Source organism: Arthrobacter sp. R4, assembly GCF_051365025.1.
Taxonomy (GTDB): Bacteria; Actinomycetota; Actinomycetes; order Actinomycetales; family Micrococcaceae; genus Arthrobacter.
Window position 1 is genome coordinate 85,538 of the sequence record NZ_JBLWIJ010000024.1, and the last position, 18,066, is coordinate 103,603.

General features: G+C 60.2%; 18 protein-coding genes. 8 read left to right on the forward strand and 10 right to left on the reverse strand.

The window, feature by feature from the left end; translation table 11 throughout:
• Positions 1-9: 9 nt before the first annotated feature.
• From ACLKOZ_RS15765 to ACLKOZ_RS15790, 6 genes are read right to left on the reverse strand one after another with little or no spacing between them, the layout of a single operon-like run.
• On the reverse strand, positions 10-1,824 hold the full coding sequence (locus ACLKOZ_RS15765) for a hypothetical protein (RefSeq protein WP_436476357.1): 1,815 nt from the start codon (positions 1,822-1,824) through the stop codon (positions 10-12).
• Positions 1,825-1,858: 34 nt separating this feature from the next.
• Positions 1,859-2,593 carry a hypothetical protein gene (locus tag ACLKOZ_RS15770; protein WP_436476359.1) on the reverse strand — a complete coding sequence of 245 codons (735 nt, stop codon included), beginning with the start codon at positions 2,591-2,593 and terminating at the stop codon, positions 1,859-1,861.
• A 51-nt stretch (positions 2,594-2,644) separates the two neighbouring features.
• Positions 2,645-2,980 (reverse strand): hypothetical protein, encoded by a 336-nt coding sequence (locus ACLKOZ_RS15775; RefSeq protein ID WP_376044964.1) that lies wholly within the window; start codon positions 2,978-2,980, stop codon positions 2,645-2,647.
• A gap of 14 nt (positions 2,981-2,994) precedes the next feature.
• Positions 2,995-4,176: an AAA family ATPase gene (locus tag ACLKOZ_RS15780; protein ID WP_436476361.1), complete on the reverse strand. Its 1,182-nt coding sequence runs from the start codon at positions 4,174-4,176 to the stop codon at positions 2,995-2,997.
• A 54-nt stretch (positions 4,177-4,230) separates the two neighbouring features.
• A complete protein-coding gene (locus ACLKOZ_RS15785; RefSeq protein WP_436476363.1) occupies positions 4,231-4,752 on the reverse strand; it encodes a hypothetical protein in 522 nt (173 codons plus the stop codon).
• Entirely contained in the window at positions 4,752-5,645 is an 894-nt protein-coding gene (locus tag ACLKOZ_RS15790) for a M23 family metallopeptidase (protein WP_436476365.1), read from the reverse strand. Before ACLKOZ_RS15790 ends, ACLKOZ_RS15785 begins: the two co-directional genes overlap by 1 nt.
• A gap of 379 nt (positions 5,646-6,024) precedes the next feature.
• Between ACLKOZ_RS15790 and ACLKOZ_RS15795 the strand changes: the two genes are divergently transcribed.
• The gene (locus ACLKOZ_RS15795) at positions 6,025-6,420 is read left to right on the forward strand and encodes an ArsR family transcriptional regulator (protein ID WP_376044960.1); all 396 of its coding nucleotides are present in this window, start codon (positions 6,025-6,027) and stop codon (positions 6,418-6,420) included.
• On the opposite strand, the gene ACLKOZ_RS15800 is transcribed toward ACLKOZ_RS15795, so the two are convergent.
• Positions 6,417-7,133: an SDR family NAD(P)-dependent oxidoreductase gene (locus ACLKOZ_RS15800; protein ID WP_376044959.1), complete on the reverse strand. Its 717-nt coding sequence runs from the start codon at positions 7,131-7,133 to the stop codon at positions 6,417-6,419. The genes ACLKOZ_RS15795 and ACLKOZ_RS15800 overlap by 4 nt on opposite strands.
• Before the next feature lie 421 nt (positions 7,134-7,554).
• On the opposite strand from ACLKOZ_RS15800, the gene ACLKOZ_RS15805 reads away from it, so the two are divergent.
• The 6 genes from ACLKOZ_RS15805 to ACLKOZ_RS15830 all read left to right on the forward strand — a co-directional run bounded on the left by ACLKOZ_RS15805 (position 7,555) and on the right by ACLKOZ_RS15830 (position 13,636).
• A complete protein-coding gene (locus tag ACLKOZ_RS15805; RefSeq protein ID WP_436476368.1) occupies positions 7,555-8,649 on the forward strand; it encodes a hypothetical protein in 1,095 nt (364 codons plus the stop codon).
• Positions 8,650-9,417: an enoyl-ACP reductase FabI gene (gene fabI / locus ACLKOZ_RS15810; protein WP_376044957.1), complete on the forward strand. Its 768-nt coding sequence runs from the start codon at positions 8,650-8,652 to the stop codon at positions 9,415-9,417.
• A 500-nt stretch (positions 9,418-9,917) separates the two neighbouring features.
• Positions 9,918-10,151, forward strand: coding sequence for a hypothetical protein (locus ACLKOZ_RS15815; RefSeq protein ID WP_376044956.1), 234 nt, complete (start codon positions 9,918-9,920; stop codon positions 10,149-10,151).
• Between the two features lie 123 nt (positions 10,152-10,274).
• Positions 10,275-12,197, forward strand: coding sequence for a MarR family transcriptional regulator (locus ACLKOZ_RS15820; protein WP_436476370.1), 1,923 nt, complete (start codon positions 10,275-10,277; stop codon positions 12,195-12,197).
• Between the two features lie 369 nt (positions 12,198-12,566).
• On the forward strand, positions 12,567-13,205 hold the full coding sequence (locus tag ACLKOZ_RS15825; protein ID WP_376044954.1) for an AAA family ATPase: 639 nt from the start codon (positions 12,567-12,569) through the stop codon (positions 13,203-13,205).
• Positions 13,196-13,636, forward strand: coding sequence for a hypothetical protein (locus ACLKOZ_RS15830; RefSeq protein WP_436476372.1), 441 nt, complete (start codon positions 13,196-13,198; stop codon positions 13,634-13,636). The genes ACLKOZ_RS15825 and ACLKOZ_RS15830 overlap by 10 nt, the downstream gene beginning before the upstream one ends.
• 1,054 nt (positions 13,637-14,690) lie before the next feature.
• Here the strand turns inward: ACLKOZ_RS15830 and ACLKOZ_RS15835 are convergent.
• The 3 genes from ACLKOZ_RS15835 to ACLKOZ_RS15845 all read right to left on the reverse strand — a co-directional run bounded on the left by ACLKOZ_RS15835 (position 14,691) and on the right by ACLKOZ_RS15845 (position 15,966).
• Positions 14,691-14,831 carry a hypothetical protein gene (locus ACLKOZ_RS15835; protein ID WP_436476374.1) on the reverse strand — a complete coding sequence of 47 codons (141 nt, stop codon included), beginning with the start codon at positions 14,829-14,831 and terminating at the stop codon, positions 14,691-14,693.
• A 202-nt stretch (positions 14,832-15,033) separates the two neighbouring features.
• Complete coding sequence (locus tag ACLKOZ_RS15840; protein WP_376044951.1) at positions 15,034-15,594, reverse strand: hypothetical protein; 561 nt, start codon at positions 15,592-15,594, stop codon at positions 15,034-15,036.
• Positions 15,595-15,783: 189 nt separating this feature from the next.
• Complete coding sequence (locus ACLKOZ_RS15845; RefSeq protein ID WP_376044950.1) at positions 15,784-15,966, reverse strand: hypothetical protein; 183 nt, start codon at positions 15,964-15,966, stop codon at positions 15,784-15,786.
• Positions 15,967-16,398: 432 nt separating this feature from the next.
• Between ACLKOZ_RS15845 and ACLKOZ_RS15850 the strand changes: the two genes are divergently transcribed.
• Positions 16,399-18,066, forward strand: a complete 1,668-nt coding sequence (locus ACLKOZ_RS15850) for a transposase (RefSeq protein WP_436476376.1) — start codon at positions 16,399-16,401, stop codon at positions 18,064-18,066.

An 18,066-nucleotide genomic window follows, 5' to 3' on the forward strand; every position in this document is an offset into this window, starting at 1 on the left:
CTACGTCTCTTACCGGCCACTGATGTGGTCGGTGTCCGGTGCCATCGACCTCGCCGACCGCTGCCCCCGCAACGCGGCCTGACGTGCCGCTTCCCGGCCCGCCAACAGGAAGGCCGTCGCGCCGCCGGCGGCGACCTTCGCAGACCCGCGGCCCATCGACATGGCACCGGTCCGCACGGCCTGGGCGGCCCGGGCTCCCCCACTCCCGGCGTGCTCGGCTTTCTGCAACTCCCCGATAGTCCGAGACTCCTGCGGCACCGGCGCCTGTCCGCTGCGGGACCCCCGATCATTTGGAACTCTCGAGGACGTGCTTCGCCGCCCCGGAGTCCCAGACCCCGGCGTTCCTTGTCCGGGGCCGGATGTGCCCATCCCCGACGGACCCCCACCGGAATCAGCGCCGCTGTAACCCTTGCCGGGGCTGCCAGGAGTGTCGGACTGAACCTGAGCGGCCCGGCGTCGTCTGATGGCAGAGGAGATCGCTGCCCCGGCGCCGGCGACCATGGCGGCCCCCGCCACGGACCGCCGGCCCTCACCCAGGCTGGTGGAAGATGCGGGCAGGATCGGGACGTACTTGAACAGCAACGGCAACGCGAAAGCCATGACCGTCATAGCGGCAGCGGCCAGGAACACCGAGGTGGCGTTCACCATGCCATCGTCAACGCCCTCACCGGTAAAAGCCGGGCGGGAGGCGATGTAGCTGAAAACGGCGCCCATGATCAGCAAGAGCAGCGGCTTGGACAGGGCAATACCGATCCATAGGGATCCCACTTTGCCCACACGCTCCCGGTACTTCGGGTGGATCATGTAGCCGATCATCAGGGCGATGCCAAGACCCAGCAGGTACAGGGCCAGTGGCTGCAGCGCCAACAAGCCAAGCATCGCCCAGGCCGCAATGAACAACAGACCGAACAACAGGACAGCAGCCAAGGGGCCGAAGGCGCCGCTGGACTCGTACGAGGCGAACCGGGAGATGGCCACTCCGAAATCGGTCACACGGCTGGAGGTCCAGAAGGTCACGGACTCGGTCAGCTGGCTCATCCACCCGTTCACCACGTACCCCAGGGCGGGGCCGAAAAGCACCAGGATTATCGACAACGGCCCGAACCAGAGCAAGGACTGCCTCGCGGAGTCCAAGTCGATTTCCTCGTTCGAGACGTCCTTCCACAGCTTGAAATACATCAGACCCATGATCATGATCCCGATCGCGGAAAAAGCCGCCCAGATGCTGCGGAACGCATCATCAATCTCAAACGACGAGACCTTCAACAGGTTCTTCAGGACCTCGTTGGTCGCTTTTACGCCTTCGTCCTTGACGGTGTTCGCGAACCTATCAAACCCATCCTTCGCGTTCGCGATGAACGCCACCGTATCCACCGTGCCCAACACAGCCTGACCGCCGGGAGTCACGGACAATGCACCACGAAGCACAGCACCAGCCACCGGAGCAAACTTCTTCCACACCGCACCTTGCACGCACCAAGCGGTCGCCGTCGTCGGTGCGCCCACAGTGGACAGGCTTGAGCAGAACGCAGCGGTGTCGCTGCCGTCGTAGTCCAATGCCTTCTCCGGGGTGGTCAGGAACGACCCGAACGCCTTGGCTGCGGCCGCTTCACAGCCATTGCCGCCCATAGCTGTGAAAAAGGCGAGGTCACCACAGGCTGTCTTGGCCAGTTCCTGATTGAGCCGATCGCGGATCTGGCTGCGTTGGGCCTCCGGTAACCCGGCGAGACGCTTGAGCTGATCCGCGTTCAGCTTGTCCGTCGTGCTCACATCATCTGCCGCCTGGGCAGGGCCGGCGAACCCCACGCCCGCGGCAATGAACATAGCAAGCAGAACTGCGATAAGGCGGATCGTCCTGCTAGCGCTTAGCGTTTGCATACTCGACCCATCCCTCTCTGCTCTTGTTCTTGAAGAAGGCGTTGACGAGGTCATCCCGAAGGACCGGAGCCGACTCCGCATCCATGTTCGTCCCTACGCTCATCGGGCCACCATCCTTTACGCGGCCACCGAAATCCTGACCGACCGGGACGGTGCCGGCGTCGGAGATCTTCCAGTCACCGCCCCAGACCAGCTCGAACGTGACCGTCTGAAAAAAGCTACTGGGCTCCTCGCTTGCACTGGCGCCTATTCCGCCAGTGAAGACCTGAACGACGGCCCGCTTCTTTTCCTCACAGCTCGCGACCCGGTACATGCCACCAGCAGCCACATCAGTGCGGGTATACCAGCCACCATCGAACGCACTCGCGGGAAGATCCTTAGCATCAGTTAAGAGATTCCCCTCGAAGGTGACCTTTTCGACCCATCGGCCGGGCTGGGATACCTCCATGAGGGTTTTCTTTTGCTGCGCCCAGGTCGTGAGGTGCACATCCTTGATCAGGCGGGTGTAGTTGGCGGCGGCCTGGGCGGCGGATTCGCAGGTGCCGCTGTAGCCGGTGGGGGTCTTGTCGTCGCTTGCCTTCTTCGTGCCGCCGTCACCGATCTTGACGTCGGATACTGGGAACCCAAACTTTCCAGTGGCTTGGAGTGGACTGGGATCCTGTGAAGGGGCGGCGGGTGCCGGGCGGTTGATGAGGATAGCGGCAACGGCGATCACCAGGACTACTACCCCGACCGCTGTGAATGCTTTCCAGTGCTTCCGCATGGGTCAGGCCCCCGCAGTGCTTGCCAAGAAGAGGATGCCGCCGAGGATGACACTGGCACCAGCCAGGGCGCCGAAGGCGATGCCGCTCTTCTTGGCTCCCGCGGCGCCTTCCGAGATGTCGTCCGAGTGACCACGGTCCTTGGCAAGGCCCCATTTGGCGATGTTCCAGAGGAACTTGGCAGCGACGAGCACAAGGGCGAGGGCCCAGATGCCCGCAAGGATCAGTTGGGTGGCTCCTTCAAACTTCACGCCGAAGACGTCGAGCTTGGGCGTCACTCCGTCCAATGGGTTCTCGATCGCGGTGCGGATGATGATTTCGTTGCGGAGGGTGTTGAACATGGCTGTTGGTCCTATCAGTTGGTGGTCTTGGTCATCGAGGTGCGCTTATGGTCGGTGGACAGGAGCCCCGCGGCGATTTCGGCCGATGCACGCTCGAAAGCGCGTCGGGCCGGGTCTCCAACGAGCTGCCAGTCGATGATCGAGCCGGTATCCAGTGCCCCGTCGTAGGGGATATCGATCAGGACCCGCACCGCGGAAGCGAGGTTCTCCCGAAGCTCTGCCTGCTCGGCGGAGGAGACCCGCGCTCCCCCACCGTGTGTAACCAGGACGACCGCGTTGGTCACCAGGTCCTTGTAGTGCGGGTTGCCGGTCCGCTCGGACATGGATTCAAGCTGTTCGATCATCCGCAGCGCTGATACAACGGCGTTGCGCTTTAACGTCGTGGGGATCACGAGCTGGTCAGTGACTTCGATGGAGGCCAGCCAGTTCGCGGAGCGGGTGTTGTTACCGGTGTCCACAATGATGGTGTCGTAGAAGCGGCTGACGACTGTGTGGATGCGGTTGAACTCGTCGGCGCCGATGGACTTCATCCGGTCTGCGTCCTCGTCTGCGACCAGGACGGAGAACTGGTTGTTCCCCTGGTGGCGCGTGTAATAGGAGAGCTCGCCCTTGCGGGCTGTGACCGTCTCGAAGGATTCCAGGACGTTGAGCAGGTCCCAGACAGTCCGGGTGGAATCGTTCGCGTTGGTCCGGACCCCGGCGGTGCCCATCATCTCGTTGTTATCCCAAACCAGCGTCTGCTGGCCGGAATGAATCCCGAACGTCGAGCCCAAACCAACGCTGCACATCGTTTTTCCAACGCCCCCAAGAGGTTGGGCGACCATGATCTGCATCGGTCGTGAGTACACGCGCTGGATCGCGGACAGGTCCGCCCGGCGGGCGAGCTCGGTTGGGCCGACCTTCGGACTGATCAGGCCAAAGCTCACCGCGCGGAGGAACGCCTGCCAGCCGGTAACAGGCGGCAGCTGGTCGTTCACGTTCTCCTTGCGCAGGACTGCTGCGCTCCGGCGGCCACTGACCAGCGGAGCATCACTCTGGTCCGTCCCTGGCTGCCGGGGCTGTGGCTCAGCTGGCGTCTGGACGTCCGGTACGGCGTGGATGACCGCCGAGGTTGCTGCTGGTTCGTCGGGCGGCGGCTCAGTAAGGCTGATGGGTGCGCGGGTTTTCCGTTCGCTCCCCTGCCAGTTAGTGCTCATCAGATTGGTTCCTCTCGCTCGTTTCGGGATCGATCGTGTTTGGGAGGTGTGGTCTCAGGCCGGGTTGTGAGGGGAAATAGCTGTCACCAGCCAGGGCTGCTGTTGCCCGGAACGGTGCAGGAGGATCTGCCAATTACCTGCATCGGTTGAGAACGTTGCGGTGGCGGTCAGCGGGTTACCGGCCTCCCTGGTGATTGCCGGGCCGTCAGTGACGCTCCGGATCGGCACGCGGGCCGGGTCGATGTACTTCGCATCTTCTGCGTACTCCGGTGCCAGGTAGGGGGCGAGCTGGGAGTACCAGGCCGCTTCGGGGACGTCGGGGCGGGCGAACAGGCCCATCACCGTGCTGGCTGTGTCTTTGACTGCAGTCTCGGCTGCAGGATCCCAGGTCACGTCCGGGACACCGTAGTGTTCTTCCGCGCCGTGGTCGTGGCCCTCGTCGCGGCCGGGGCTGTTCTGCCCGATGCTGGCGGTGGGTGTGGACTGGGCTGCCGGTTTGTTGCCGGGGCCTGTAGCGCAGGCACTCAGGCAGAGTGCTGCTGCCAGTGCTGCCGTGATGGCGGGTTTCCTGCGCATCAGAGAATGCCTTTCTCTTTCAGGATCGGTGTCGGGTCGATGGTGGGATTGACCGGAACCATGGGATTGGGTAGCGTCCCGGCGAAGAACTCCATGTGCAGGTGCCTGCCCGTGACGTTGCCTGTCGCGCCCTCGGTTCCGAGCGGAGTTCCGGCGGCGACAGTGTCGCCCTCTTTGACCCGGACCGAGCCGGCCTCCATGTGGTACATGCCGATGGTGAGCTTCCCATCCACGGTCTGGCCGGTCACGCCGGTGCCGAAGAGACCGTCCAGGTGGCGGACCTTGATGATTTTCATGTCCGTGATAGCCACGATCGTCCCGGGGCCTCCGGGGTGTGCAAAGTCGATGCCGTAGTGGAAGTTAGCCAGCACTCCCCCGGCCGTGCCCGACGGCGCCGGGCGGGGCCCGTAACCGCTGGTATTGATGGCATCGGTCATCGGTTTTACCCATTCGCCAGCGAGGTCCCCGATAATTTCATTGCCCCCTGCCGGGCAAATGCCCGAAGGATCAATAGCTGTGCCAGCCTCCCCACCCAAGGCTTTGAAGACCTCCGTGGCTTGGGCGCGGAACCGGGTGTAATGGTTCGGATCAGCATTCCGCTGCACGCGATGGATCGCAATGGTTGGTTCCAGGGCTTCCCAGCCCTCCACGCGCTGGAGCGCCTTGAAGAAGTTGGTCGCCGAGATGGTGGCGTCCATCCGGTCCTCGTAGGAGCCCCAGGCACCGTTGGCACGCTGCTGGAACAGGCCGCGTGAATCAGGTCCAGCGCCGTCACCGTAGTCGATGGCACGCAAATTGGACTCACTAACCGCAGCCTGAATCCCAATCAGTTGGGCAGCGACAGGCAAACCGAAGTCCTTGGCCGCGTTCATGATCGCCTGTGCGTTCTTCAACTGTTCAGCATCAAAGCCGGACACTCCCCCGACAAGGGCGGGTCCAGCGCCGACACCGGCAGGAGCGCTACACGCCGAAGCTGCATGGGCCGTGTCACTGTCGTCAAGGACGACAGTGACAAGACCAAAGGTCAGAAGCACCGAGACCGATGTCCCAGCCAGCACGCGACGGACGGTCACAAGTTCTCACTCCTCAGAGGTTTCCTGTCCCAGGAGTCAGCCCGCCCTCGGCGATAACCACGCTCAGCAGGGCGGGAGAACTCGCTTAATGCCTTCATCATTGCCTAAAATGTAACACGATGAGTGCATTAAATGAACTAACGAGCTTATTAAACACGCTTATAAGAGGAATGTCAGAGCTGATGAAGGCGGACCAAATATGAAAATGACGCTGTTTGGGGGCAAAATGGGGAACGTGCCTAAATATGCCCTTCCAGAGGAGAACTGGTCAGAGGATCTCCTTCTGGCTCAGAGGGTTATCAGCACGCCGGCGCGATTGGCCATCGTTGGATATCTCTACACCCAGGGGCCGACTTTGCGGGCGACCCTTATCAAGGAGTTGTCCCTGGACACCAGCCTTGTGGGCAGAAACCTCGATCAGCTTGAAGACCTCGGCATCCTGATCGGGGATCCGCCGCGCGGTGAGCGCGTAGGCAGGTCAACCCGGTGGCAAGTCAACAAGGACAAGTACAACCTGATGGCAAAGGCGCTCTACGACTTCCTTGGGATTGACCTTTTGAAGTCGGCGCCTGGGCAACGTCCTCTGGAAGGCTAGTAGCCCAAGCCTTCGCCGCCTGTGACCGGGATGAGAGCGCCCGTCAGGTACGTCAGAGTGCTGATCTTGAAGATCGCGTCTGCAATCTCGTCAGGCTCGGCTATCCGCCGTAGCGGCGAACTGTCTATCAGCCGCTCTAAATCAGCGTCTTCGATCTTGGCCAGCATGTCGGTCTGGGTGGGGCCAGGGGCAACCACATTGATTCGGATGCCACGAGGGCCAGCCTCCCACATCGCAGAACGCACCAGGCCGTCGAGGGCAGCCTTAGACGCTGTGTAGTGGGCGGAGCCAGGGATTCCGGTCCGAGATGACTCAGAGGAGATAAGCACTATGGATCCACTTCGAGCTCGGCCCATGTATTTCAAGGATTCTTGGACACTGGTGAAGGCGCCGAACAGATTCGTTTCCATAACTGACCGCAGGTCTTCATTCCTCATTCGGATGAGAAGATCTTGACGAGCCACCCCGGCGTTATAGACGACTGTGTCGAGTCTGCCGAAGGTGGCCGCTATTTCCTTGAACGCTGCCTTCATAGATGCGGCATCGGTAACGTCGCATTCGATTCCGTGGACACCGTCTCCGACACCGCTTCCCCGGTGTGTGCCGGCTACAACGTAGCCTTCTTCCAGAAATCGACTGGCAGTTGCCTTGCCAATCCCCCGGGATGCTCCGACTACAAATGCGACTGGCGACTCAACGATAAACTTGCCCACCTTTGCACTCTACAGGTAGGGTCCAAAGTGGCCCGAAGAGATCTTGGGCCTTTATTTCCCATACCTCAAGTGTGCTGCTGGACAGTGGTGTGCTGGCTTCCAACCCTCGATTTGTTAGGGCTTAAAGTCATGCACCCTGATGCACTTAGTGCCGTATGCGCCGCCGCTTCTACTCCTGCTCTCCGGATTCTCCGCGCGTTGAACCTCCTTCGAGTTCCGCAGCGTCCAGAGGAAATCGCTGAGGGGCTAGAAATCTGTCTCTCCGTCGTTACTCATGAAATTTCCAAGCTCGAAGCGGCTGGAATTTTGAGATCCATTGACGGGCGGATCCACTTGGGCGTTCCTCTCAGCTCGCTCTTTGGTGAGCCGTTAACGCCGTCAGCAAAAGAAACCCCATGCCAGCACGAACGAAAGGCCTTCAGTGTCTAAGCAAGAGATCGATGCAAAGGGGCGCTGGGTCGTCCTGGATACAACACAGGACGGAGTGTCTCTCCTGGCTGTCGGCGCCGACAATCATCCGGGCATCAGCCCCAGGAATTGGCTGGACGAACGGACCAGAACCGTTCTGCTCGACAAACTGCGGACGGCACTCTCGTCCGGGCAGGCATTCGATGGCATCGTCCGCTATGGTGCTTCTGAATTTTCTGTGGTCGCCAAACCCGTCGTATCCCCGGACGGTAAGCAAATTGTGGGTGCCTACGGAATCTTCGACCACCCCGGCCATCCCGTCCCCCATGCGCCTCTCCTGGGGACATGGCAGTGGCGGGTCCACAAGCAGACCGGAAAAAACGTGGGCGAAGATTCCTCGCTTTGGGACGCCAACCTTTTTGATATCTACGGGATAGACCCTGCCACTGTCGAAAGCAAGCGCGGCCCAGCTGGTGAATGGTTGGCCAAACTCATCTCCACAAAGGACAGGGACACGATCAAGTTGGTCATTGACAGCGGCATCTCCGTCAACAACCGCAGCAGGCACCTGCTCTCCTACGAGATCGTCTACGGCTCCGGAAGCCCTAACCCGGGTAAGAAGCAGATTGCCATGTCGGCCAGAGCCTACGACGATCCCGATTATCCCGAGGCGATCATGCTGCGCGGTTTCAGCCGTGAAGTGGACTCGCCCACGAAAGTAATCACACCGGGGCTCTCTCCCGTCTCGGCTGGTCTGGTAACTGAAGCCCTGTTCGCGCTGGCGGCCGATCGGGCCTTTGCTGCCATCGACATGCAACAGGAAGCGACGTTCCGAACATCCAACAGATGGGCTGACTTTGGACTTCAGCCGGATTTTGAGGGGAACCTGGCGGCACTTGCGCACCCTGACGACAAGTTCGGCATCGAGCATCATCTCGCAGAGGCTGCTGCCGGACGTGTCGGACCGGAATCCTCCACAAGTGTGAGGCTCCGAACCACGGCCGAACTATGGCAGGAGTTTGCCGTTGCGGTAGCGCCGATCGGTTCCACAGCGGGCCATAGCCGCTACCTCATGATGAGCCTCGTACCAGCCGGCAAAGGAGAATAAATGCGAATCCTGGATGGAAAGACGATCCTCGTTACCGGCATCTTCACGGAGCGCAGCATCGCATACGCCGTTGCGGAACTTGCTCAACGCGAGGGCGCATCCCTGATCTTCACAGGATTCGGACGCCGCTTGAAAATCACTGAAAAAATCGTTCAGCGGCTCCCCTCGCCCGGTCCCGTCCTCGAACTGGACGCTACGAGCCAAGACGATCTTGACTCGCTCCAAAGCAAGATTCTGGAACATGCAGACAAACTGGACGGCGTCATTCACTGCATATCGGCCAGTAAGCCCGAGGCTGTTGGCTCTGGGTTCATGACCGCAGAATGGGACGACCTAGCGACAAGTCTTCAAGTATCCGGTGTGTCCCTCCAAGCGGTCACTAAGGCTTGTCTCCCCGTCCTTAGCGATGGGGCAAGCATTGTGGGCGTCACCCTAGATGGCACGCCGGTATGGCCCATTTACGGCTGGGCGGGCGTTGCCAAGGCTACCTACGAATCCACCAACAGGTATCTCGCCTACCACCTCGGCTCACGGCAGATCCGAACCAACCTCGTGGCGTGCGGCCCTTTGGACAACTTCACGGTGGCAGCCATCGACGGCATAGAGAGTACAGAAGGAGTTTGGGAGAACCGCGCACCCCTGGGCTGGGATAGAACTGATCTGAAGCCTGTGGCCAAGGCTGTGGTTGCGCTGCTGTCTGACTGGTTTCCCGCAACAACCGGCGAGATTATCCACGTCGATGGTGGCTATCACGTCATGGGAATGTGACAAGTTCCGCAATGTTCCAGGCACGCTCAACGAACGACAAAGAACGCGCTGGCCAACCAAATGCATGCGCGCGTTAGCGTTAGCTGAAAAGCCTCCCAATATCTCGGGCAGGGTCTGGTGCCTCTGGACTAGTGTTCGCCGAAATCATGGGCCCTGCCCGCTGACCGTGCCAAGTCATTACCGTGTCCAGGGGTCAAGGTCGGGGTGACAGCCCGCCGACTGAACTTGGTCCCCGCCACTGCTGGCTAGATTCGGCAAAGCCAAGTGAGGAGGACCTTGATGCAGTGGGTACTGCGTCGATCGGCATGTCCCGGTAAGTCTGGCGAATGCGACACGCCAGTGTTAGCTGTAAACAAATACCCGGATGCCTCCGGCTCTGGTGCTAACTTCGAATCAACCGGAAATCCAGTAAACAAAATTACGGGCTTACCGGTGGAAGCACTAACGATGAACCAGGCCAGCTTCCCAGATCGGCTGGACGAGATTCAAAGGACGAAACAATGAGTGCAGTAATCAATCGTGGACGCGGGCGACCCAGCAAGGGACTTCGCAAATACATTGGCTTCCGCGTGCAGGAAAAGACGGCGGAAGACGTGGCGCAAGTTGCCGCTGCAAAGGGCATGAGCGTTTCCGACTACGTCTCGTCCGCTCTGGCGAGGTCACTCCAAGAAGACTTAGCGATGCGGGACCACTTCCATCACCAGGAGGAATTACCTATCCGTATGGCCTCATAAATAGAAGAAGGCCCGCACTAGGCGGGCCTTCAACGAAGATTGAGACTTACATTCTGGATTGCTTCCCGGCGCTCAGATCGTAAGTCGAACGGTTGACCCTCACAGGCCTTCCTTCTTATTGCTATGAAACCAGTCTGCCAGGACTGGCCCTTTGTCATTCCCTCTGACAGGAACAAAGCCATCGTACATCAGCGCGCCTATGCGCTGCCAGAATCGTTGAGTTCTGGCGTGTCGCAACCGGAAAACGAACCCGCACAAGTGTGGGCTGCACTGACCCCACTCCTTGCTGGACAGCCCCGTGTCCGGCTCTCCCGCGACGCCGGTAAGACTTACCCGCTCAAGCACGAGCGGTCTCTGACGGAGGCTCTTCCGACGCTTCCTGCTGCCGTTCGAATCTTCGGCAAAGACGGCACATGCACCGCGATCTTCCTTGACTTCGACTCTTCAGTCGCCGGTGTCGACTGGGTTGAGGCAGATGTCCGGGCGCTCCAGACCTGGTTGCACTCCTGCGGGGCCCGCTGGATTGAGGACTATTCCCCCAACGGTGGCCGTCACGTTTACGTCCCTCTCGAACAGCGCGTCACCTTCTCCGAAGCGCGTGATCTGGTCGAAGCCCTGGGCAACCGACACCGCAGCTTGGACAAAACCCCGCACCAGAACCTTCTTCACGGCTGCATGCGCACCCCCGGTTCCCCGCACAAACGAGGCGGCCACCAGGAGCTCGCCATGAGCCTGTCCACGGCATACGACGTAGCCCGCCGGCCAAATAGTCCGACGATCTGGGCCGCCATGAATGCCGACCTGGCTCGAGAGATTGCCGCAGTCCGGGCCGTCCGCCTCGAAGAGTCCTTCGCCCCGGATACCGCAGAGGCACCCCCGTCACCCCACCTTTCACGCCGCATGTCCCGTGCGATGCAGCAGATGGCCCTGACGGGTCTCTACGACGCCAACCGCTACGCCACAGATTCTGACGCGCGGCAAGCGATCATCACCGGGGCGGCAGCCGCCGGCATGAAATTGGCCGACGTCGAACGGCGAATCCTGCAGGGCGTATGGCCAGGGCTGGCCTCGTTCTACGCCAGGTACGCAGCCAGGCACCGGCTTCCGTCTCTAAAACGCGACTGGGACAGTGCCATCGCGTATTTGCGCAAAAACCAAGGATCTAAGGAAGGAAATAACAGCGTACGTATATCCCCCACAAGCCAGCCAAATACACAGCCCCTGGGGGCTAAGGGGAATCTGATCTCCTCGAACCCTGAAACCGAGCACCGCTACATCCGAACTTGGCGCAACGCCCTTCGCTTGAAAGAGCACAGCTACAAAGAGTCCCGCACAGGATTGGCCAGGCGAATGGTTCTAAGGGCCCTGGGGGAGGCGGCCCATATGACAGCGTCTCGGTTCGTTGAGTTTGGAGATCGGTCCCTGGCTGTGGCCACCGGCCTTGATCACACAACGGTCGGGTCACACCTTAGAGCCCTTAGATCTGAGAATGACCCGCTGGTGACCCTGGTGGAGCAGGGTCGTGGAACCAAGGGGGATCTGTACATGCTGACCATTCCCGAAGATGTGAAGGCAGCAGCGGAAGATTTGTCTTGGCGGAAAGGGAAGATTCATGCCCTACGGCCGGTATTCAGGGAATTGGGCTTGCCGGCGGCCTTCGTTTACGAGGCCTTGGAACAGGCGGCCACTCCCCTGCCGACAATGGAGTTGGTCTATGCCACAAAGCTTTCCCGCACTGCGGTAACAGAGGCTCTGGAGGTTTTGGCCGCCTGGAAGCTGATCACAAGGAGAAAGGACCGCGCGTGGTCCGTTGTGCACAGTACTTCGTTGAGAGAACTAGCGGAGCACTTCGGTGTGCTCGAAGTCGTGGCTGCCCAGCTGGAAAGGTATCGAATCGAGCGGATCCTCTGGAAGGAGTGGTTGTCCAAGAACGTCAATACCGTCGCGGAGCTACTCTCCCCCGGTGAAGACTATCCCTGGGAAATGTTCGAGGGCCCACCTGATGACTGGTCGCTCTCCGATATGGCGTTTTCACGGCCCGGATAATCCATATTTTCACTCCCTCGCTGCGGTGTGGCGCCCAGACGCTGTACAAGTGACCGGCGCGCCTTCGTGTTTCCCGTGCTCCTTTCCGGAATCATGGTGAAAGTAGAAGGCTCGCGTAATCGCACGACCTTCGAAGCTAAAGCAGCGGAGGCGCCCGCTGGATTGCGGGGACCGGCCTATCAGGGACGGTCTCATTTCTGGGTACCTTCACTGCCGGTGTTTCCCCGCGGTAATGGCACTTTTCGTCTCTCGGCAAGGGCCACTCCCCCGGTTCGGGCAACGGCAACTGCTTACATGTCCATACCAGTTTGGCGGCCTTACGGCTCCAGAGTGGTACCACACCGACACCATACTAGGACGGTACCTGCCATGATCATTCTCGTAGCCCATCAGAAAGGCGGTGTGGGGAAATCCACCGTCGCCACGAATATTGCAGTGGAGTTCACCGCGCTCGGGAAAGACGTCATTATTGTCGAGGCCGACCCGACTGTTTTCACTTCAAGCAATTGGGCCAAAGACCGCGTGGATGGGGGCCACTCCCCCATCACGACTGTCCAGCAGACAGGCAACCTGCGCGCGGTCGTCATGGACTTGGACAAGAAGTACGACGTTGTCATCGTGGATGCGCCCGGTAAGGACAGTTCCGAAATGCGCACCGCTATGACCGCGGCCGACATGATCCTGGTGCCCATTCAGCCGACTCAGCCGGACTTGGATGCCACTCAGGGGCTGGTTGTAACCATCAACCAGGCGAAGGACTTCAACCCGGAACTGAAGGCATTGGCCGTCCTGAACCGGGTACCAACGAACGTCTTCTCCGATTCGGTGAACGATGCCCATTCATACCTCTCCGATTATCCTGAGCTTCGGGTCGCCACGACGCGACTTCACGAACGTAAGGCCTACCAGTCCAGCCTGTCCGAGGGCCTAGGTGTGGTCGAAATGAAAGACTCTAAAGCGAAGGCAGAAATCCAGCTGCTCACGGCGGAGGTCCTGGCATGGCAGTAACGAAACGAAGCCGGACGGACGTTCAGACGGAGAAAGCCATCGAAGCCTTCGCGGCCATGGCTGAGAAGCCCCTCACGGCGGTTCCGCCGCTGAACGACCTTTCTGATGCGATCGAGTCCCCTGCTGCTATGGAGACTGAGCTTTCGCCTGAGCCGGCGCCCAAAGCTTCACCGGTAGTCAAAGCTGCCCAGAAGGAACCTGCGCGCAATTCCGCAGCGAAGGTCAAGGCTGCCCTAGCTCCGGCCATGGCCGAGTGGAAGGTCCGCAACCGCGAACCCAAAGTTGGCGGAATCAACTTCCGGGCCAGCGCTTCACAACTGGATCTACTGAGGAACGCTGCCCTCATCGAGGAAATCAGCCAGCAGAAGGTCCTCGAACGGTTGGTCTGGCCGATTCTCGAAGAGAAATACGGGTCTGGTTCGTCTGATTAGGAGAGTCCACTCCCCCGTTGCCGACTCTCTGCGCCCCGGGGTGGTTCTTGCTGCCACTCCGTACCGGGGGCTTTGGAGACCAAGTGGTAGTAGTACCAGTGCGGTACTGATGTGGTGTTGGCATAATGTTGGTCCCGCACTGGGGCCTGAGCCCTGACCCTGTCGCGCCTCCGCCACCTCCCCCGCCCAAGAGCAGGGGTGGCCTCGGGAACTCGACTTGGTATTAGTGTGGTACCGATGTGGTCTTGGTGTCGCACTGGCATTGTTCGGTATTAGTGTGGGGTCAGTACTGGTGTGGTACCGATATTGTTGTGGTGCTGGTGTCGTACTAGTGCGGTGCTGATGCAGCACCGACATTCCACTGGTATTAGTGTGGTACCGATGTGGTGTTGGTGTCGCACTGGCATTGTGCGGTATCAGTGTGGTGTCAGTACTGGTGTGGTACCGATATTAGTGTGGTGCTGGTGTCGTACTAGTGCGGTGCTGATGCAGCACCGACATTCCACTGGTATTAGTGTGGTACCGATGTGGTGTTGGTGTCGCACTGGCATTGTGCGGTATCAGTGTGGTGTCAGTACTGGTGTGGTACCGATATTAGTGTGGTGCTGGTGTCGTACTAGTGCGGTGTTGATGCAGCACCGACATTCCACTGGTATTAGTGTGGTACCGATGTGGTGTTGGTGTCGCACTGGCATTGTGCGGTATCAGTGTGGTGTCAGTACTGGTGTGGTACCGATATTAGTGTGGTGCTGGTGTCGTACTAGTGCGGTGTTGATGCAGCACCGACATTCCACTGGTATTAGTGTGGTACCGATGTGGTGTTGGTGTCGCACTGGCATTGTGCGGTATCAGTGTGGTGTCAGTAACAGTGGCGCACCGAAGTGGTGTTTGGTTTGGTGGGCCCCATGGAAGTTGCTCGCTTTCAATGTGGTGCCGGGTCCTCATGTGAACCGGTGTCGAGACAAGGGACCCGATTTAGTACTGGTCTAGTGTGGGTGTGGTACTAGTGCGGTACCGGCCTCTTTCAGCGCCGCCAGCCAACAACGCCAAGCAGTCAGGCTCCGTTGCGCTGGACCAGGTCGTCTGGGAAGGCGTGCATGCGTCCTGTCAGTTCTGTGGGACCTTCGGATTCCTCGGCGGCGATGCGCGTGAGGGTCAGCGCCGGCAGCTTGGGGTCGTCGTAGATGAGTCCCATGGCCCCACGCTACTCACGCGGGGTCCAGTTGTCAGTGACCGGCTCTTGAGGTTCGCTGACCGGACGCGAGGGTGCAGCTCAGGGACTTGCCGTCGTTCAACAGCGGCGGATGTTGGGGGATCGGGGCGGGCGGCCGCGGGTCCTGCCGTCGCGCCAGCCGGGCATGAGCGTGTTCAGTTGTGATTCTTTGTCTTCCACCGGATCAGCCTAAACCGCTCTCCGTGCTGGCTAGGCTCTCGGTTCCTCGAACGGCAACTGCCGCTCCGGCAGTGGCCCAAGAAAGTCCGATCAGAAGAATCGGAAGCTCTGCGTGGATGAACCCGGTTACAGCCGCCGGTACAGGCACTAGGGCCGCGAATAACGGGATCATGGTCCTTCTAAATGGCCTGCCTGGGTTGCAGTAGGCCAATCCAAGGGCAAGCATTCCGATGAATACTCCGACTCCGCCAAGCAGCACCAGAGCCGAGTACGGGAAGACGAATTCATCACCACGTGAAATCGGGGCGCCAGGGACAATTTCCATCACCCCCGCGGCAACGGTGGCGGCGAAGCTAGCGCCGGCAGCAATCGCCCCCACTATTACAACAGGCTTCCGGGATCTTGGGATCCCGGAAAGAAGCAAGCATAGAGCTAGCGCGCAGATTATCAAGCCCGCTTGAAAGAGCAGGTCCGGCTGCTGACCCGTCGTAATAATGACCATGGCTTTGATGATCCAGACTGTGCCCGCGGCAATCAGTAAGGCTCCCGCAGTGCGTTTGTTCATTTGGCCAGCCATGAACGAAAGGCTACTGCGCCACGGCATCCGGGTCTATGAAACTCGTTGCTCCTAGCCCGCCGAACGCGTCCTGGCCATGGCCAAAAACGACCCTTTCAGCGGGAGGGGCAAATTTAAGGACCATAAGGCTTGGCTTTGCACCTGTGTTTCGGCCATGTCGGAGTCGCTCGTAGGGGGTCAGGTCTTCCCGGCCCCCTTGCCCTTCCCGACGAGCACTTCAACCAACTGCTCGTCAGTGATCCAGTTATGCAAGGCCTTGCGCCTGCGGCTGCGCCACATGCCGCCAGGCACCTTTTCGTAGATCAGCGCGAAGCCCACCCGGACACGGGTGCCAACCGGCAGGTGCCTCAAGTCGCTCATATTTCCTCCAGATTTATCGCCTCGACCTCGCGGCTGGTCAGATAATCCAGGCTCTCGCTCATGGTCGTTGCTCCATTCTTCTCCTTGATCCATATCTCGGAAAGTGCGGGCCGTGGCCTGTGTTCGATGACGATGTCGTCCGTCGACCCGGAAGCTTACTCAGTTACCGAAAGTCCGGACGTTCAAAAGCAGTCGGATGGCAGGGACGTTCATATGGTCACAAACGACCGTTTCTGACGCACCTTCGGTATGCCTCCGGAATGTCAGTTTCCGAAGTCGTCTGCACTGGCTCATAGGGGATCAATACTCCGGTGCAGCCGGCTGTTGATATTGGCTTGTCCGAAGTCCTCTGCACCCAAGGTATTTTCTTCCGAAGACCCCTGCACTAACCTCAACCATGGCCAGGATGCATCTTCATGGACGTGGGCACCTATGACGGCCGAGGAGCCGCCGATCCTCGAGCAGGGCGTGCTGAGCATGCCCGATGAAGCGTGGGAGCGCCTACGCCGACAGGCTGAAGTCATAGGCCCGCTGGTAGCTAGGACTGCCGTCACCCACGTTGCTGCTGACGCTGCGGGGGAGCTGCTGGGTCTATCGCGGCGGCAGGTATACGTCTTGATCGACAGGTACCGACAGGGCTCCGGCCTGCTGACGGATCTGGCGCCCGGCAGGTCCACAGGCGGACGCGGGGTCGGTCGCTTGCCGGAGTCGGCGGAGACAATGATCCGCGAAACGATCCGCAAGGCTTACCTGAAGAAGCAAAAACCCAGTTTGGCGGCCGTGCACCGCGACATTGTGCGGGAGTGCAGCGCGCGAGGTTTGCCGGCACCCGCGAGAAATACGGTGGCCCGCAGGGTAGAGAGACTGCACCCGTTGATGGTTGCCCGAAGCAGGGAAGGCGCCGAGGGTGCCCGCCCGTTGCAGGCTGCCGGTGGCGCCGTCCCGGAAATCTCCGCTCCGCTGGGGCAGGTGCAGGTCGATCACACCGTGGTGGACGTGATGATCGTTGACGAACGGGACAGGTCACTGATTGGCCGCCCGTACCTGACCGTGGCGATTGATGTGTTTAGTCGTTGTTTGGTCGGGATGGTGGTCACTTTGGAGCCTCCTTCGGCAGTCTCGGTGGGCTTGTGCCTGGCGCACACCTGCAGTGACAAGCGCCCCTCGTTGGAGAGTCTCGGGGTCCAGGCAGACTGGCCAATGAGCGGAAAACCCCAGCAGTTGTACGTGGACAACGCGGCGGAGTTCAAAAGTGAGGCGCTGAAGCGCGGCTGCGAGCAGCATGGCATCAGACTCAATTTCAGGCCTCATGGCCGTCCACACTACGGGGGAGTGGTGGAGCGGGTGATTGGCACGGCGATGACAATGGTCCATGAGCTTCCGGGAACAACGTTCTCCAACCCGGTCCAACGGGGCTCGTATGACGCAGAGAAGATGGCGGCGTTGACGCTGCGGGAACTGGAGAAGTGGCTGACGCTGGCAGTTGCCCGCTATCACGGCGGCATCCACAGCGGCCTGCACCAGACGCCGGCCATGCGGTGGGCCGAAGGCGTAGCAGGGACAGCAATCCCGCGCGTGGTCACGAACCCGACAGCCTTTCTGATCGATTTCCTGCCGGTTATCCGACGCACGCTTACCCGGACCGGGTTCGTTATTGACCACGTGCACTATTTCTCGAACACGCTGAAGCCTTGGATTGCCCGGCGCGGGCAGCTGGGAAAGTTCATCATTCGTCGTGACCCGCGGGACATTAGCCGGATCTGGGTGTTGGAACCTGCAGGCGGAGCTTATGTTGAGGTCCCTTACCGCACGCTTTCCCGTCCGGCCGTCACTTTATGGGAGCACCGCCAGGCAATGGAGCGGCTGCGCCGGCACGGCCGTGCCCAGGTTGATGAACAAGACCTGTTCCGCATGATCGGGCAGATGCGCGACATTGCCCTCACCGCCCAGAAGAACACGCGAAAAACGCGTCGCGAAAACGAACGCCGCGGGCATCTCAAGGTCCCGTCGGCTGCGGCGGTGCCGGAGCCGCCCGGCATGCTCCCTGACGCGGATGATTCGGCGATGGCTGTGCCGTTTGAGGACATAGAGGAGTGGTAG

What these genes read in the sequence shown, in the direction of transcription:
- ACLKOZ_RS15765 (WP_436476357.1), bottom strand. Translation starts at nt 1,824, where the DNA reads ATGTTCATTGCCGCGGGCGTGGGGTTCGCCGGCCCTGCCCAGGCGGCA.
- ACLKOZ_RS15775 (WP_376044964.1), bottom strand. Translation starts at nt 2,980, where the DNA reads ATGTTCAACACCCTCCGCAACGAAATCATCATCCGCACCGCGATCGAG.
- ACLKOZ_RS15780 (WP_436476361.1), bottom strand. Translation starts at nt 4,176, where the DNA reads ATGAGCACTAACTGGCAGGGGAGCGAACGGAAAACCCGCGCACCCATC.
- ACLKOZ_RS15785 (WP_436476363.1), bottom strand. Translation starts at nt 4,752, where the DNA reads ATGCGCAGGAAACCCGCCATCACGGCAGCACTGGCAGCAGCACTCTGC.
- ACLKOZ_RS15795 (WP_376044960.1), top strand. Translation starts at nt 6,025, where the DNA reads ATGAAAATGACGCTGTTTGGGGGCAAAATGGGGAACGTGCCTAAATAT.
- fabI (WP_376044957.1), top strand. Translation starts at nt 8,650, where the DNA reads ATGCGAATCCTGGATGGAAAGACGATCCTCGTTACCGGCATCTTCACG.
- ACLKOZ_RS15815 (WP_376044956.1), top strand. Translation starts at nt 9,918, where the DNA reads ATGAGTGCAGTAATCAATCGTGGACGCGGGCGACCCAGCAAGGGACTT.
- ACLKOZ_RS15820 (WP_436476370.1), top strand. Translation starts at nt 10,275, where the DNA reads ATGAAACCAGTCTGCCAGGACTGGCCCTTTGTCATTCCCTCTGACAGG.
- ACLKOZ_RS15825 (WP_376044954.1), top strand. Translation starts at nt 12,567, where the DNA reads ATGATCATTCTCGTAGCCCATCAGAAAGGCGGTGTGGGGAAATCCACC.
- ACLKOZ_RS15830 (WP_436476372.1), top strand. Translation starts at nt 13,196, where the DNA reads ATGGCAGTAACGAAACGAAGCCGGACGGACGTTCAGACGGAGAAAGCC.
- ACLKOZ_RS15835 (WP_436476374.1), bottom strand. Translation starts at nt 14,831, where the DNA reads ATGGGACTCATCTACGACGACCCCAAGCTGCCGGCGCTGACCCTCACG.
- ACLKOZ_RS15840 (WP_376044951.1), bottom strand. Translation starts at nt 15,594, where the DNA reads ATGAACAAACGCACTGCGGGAGCCTTACTGATTGCCGCGGGCACAGTC.
- ACLKOZ_RS15845 (WP_376044950.1), bottom strand. Translation starts at nt 15,966, where the DNA reads ATGAGCGACTTGAGGCACCTGCCGGTTGGCACCCGTGTCCGGGTGGGC.
- ACLKOZ_RS15850 (WP_436476376.1), top strand. Translation starts at nt 16,399, where the DNA reads ATGACGGCCGAGGAGCCGCCGATCCTCGAGCAGGGCGTGCTGAGCATG.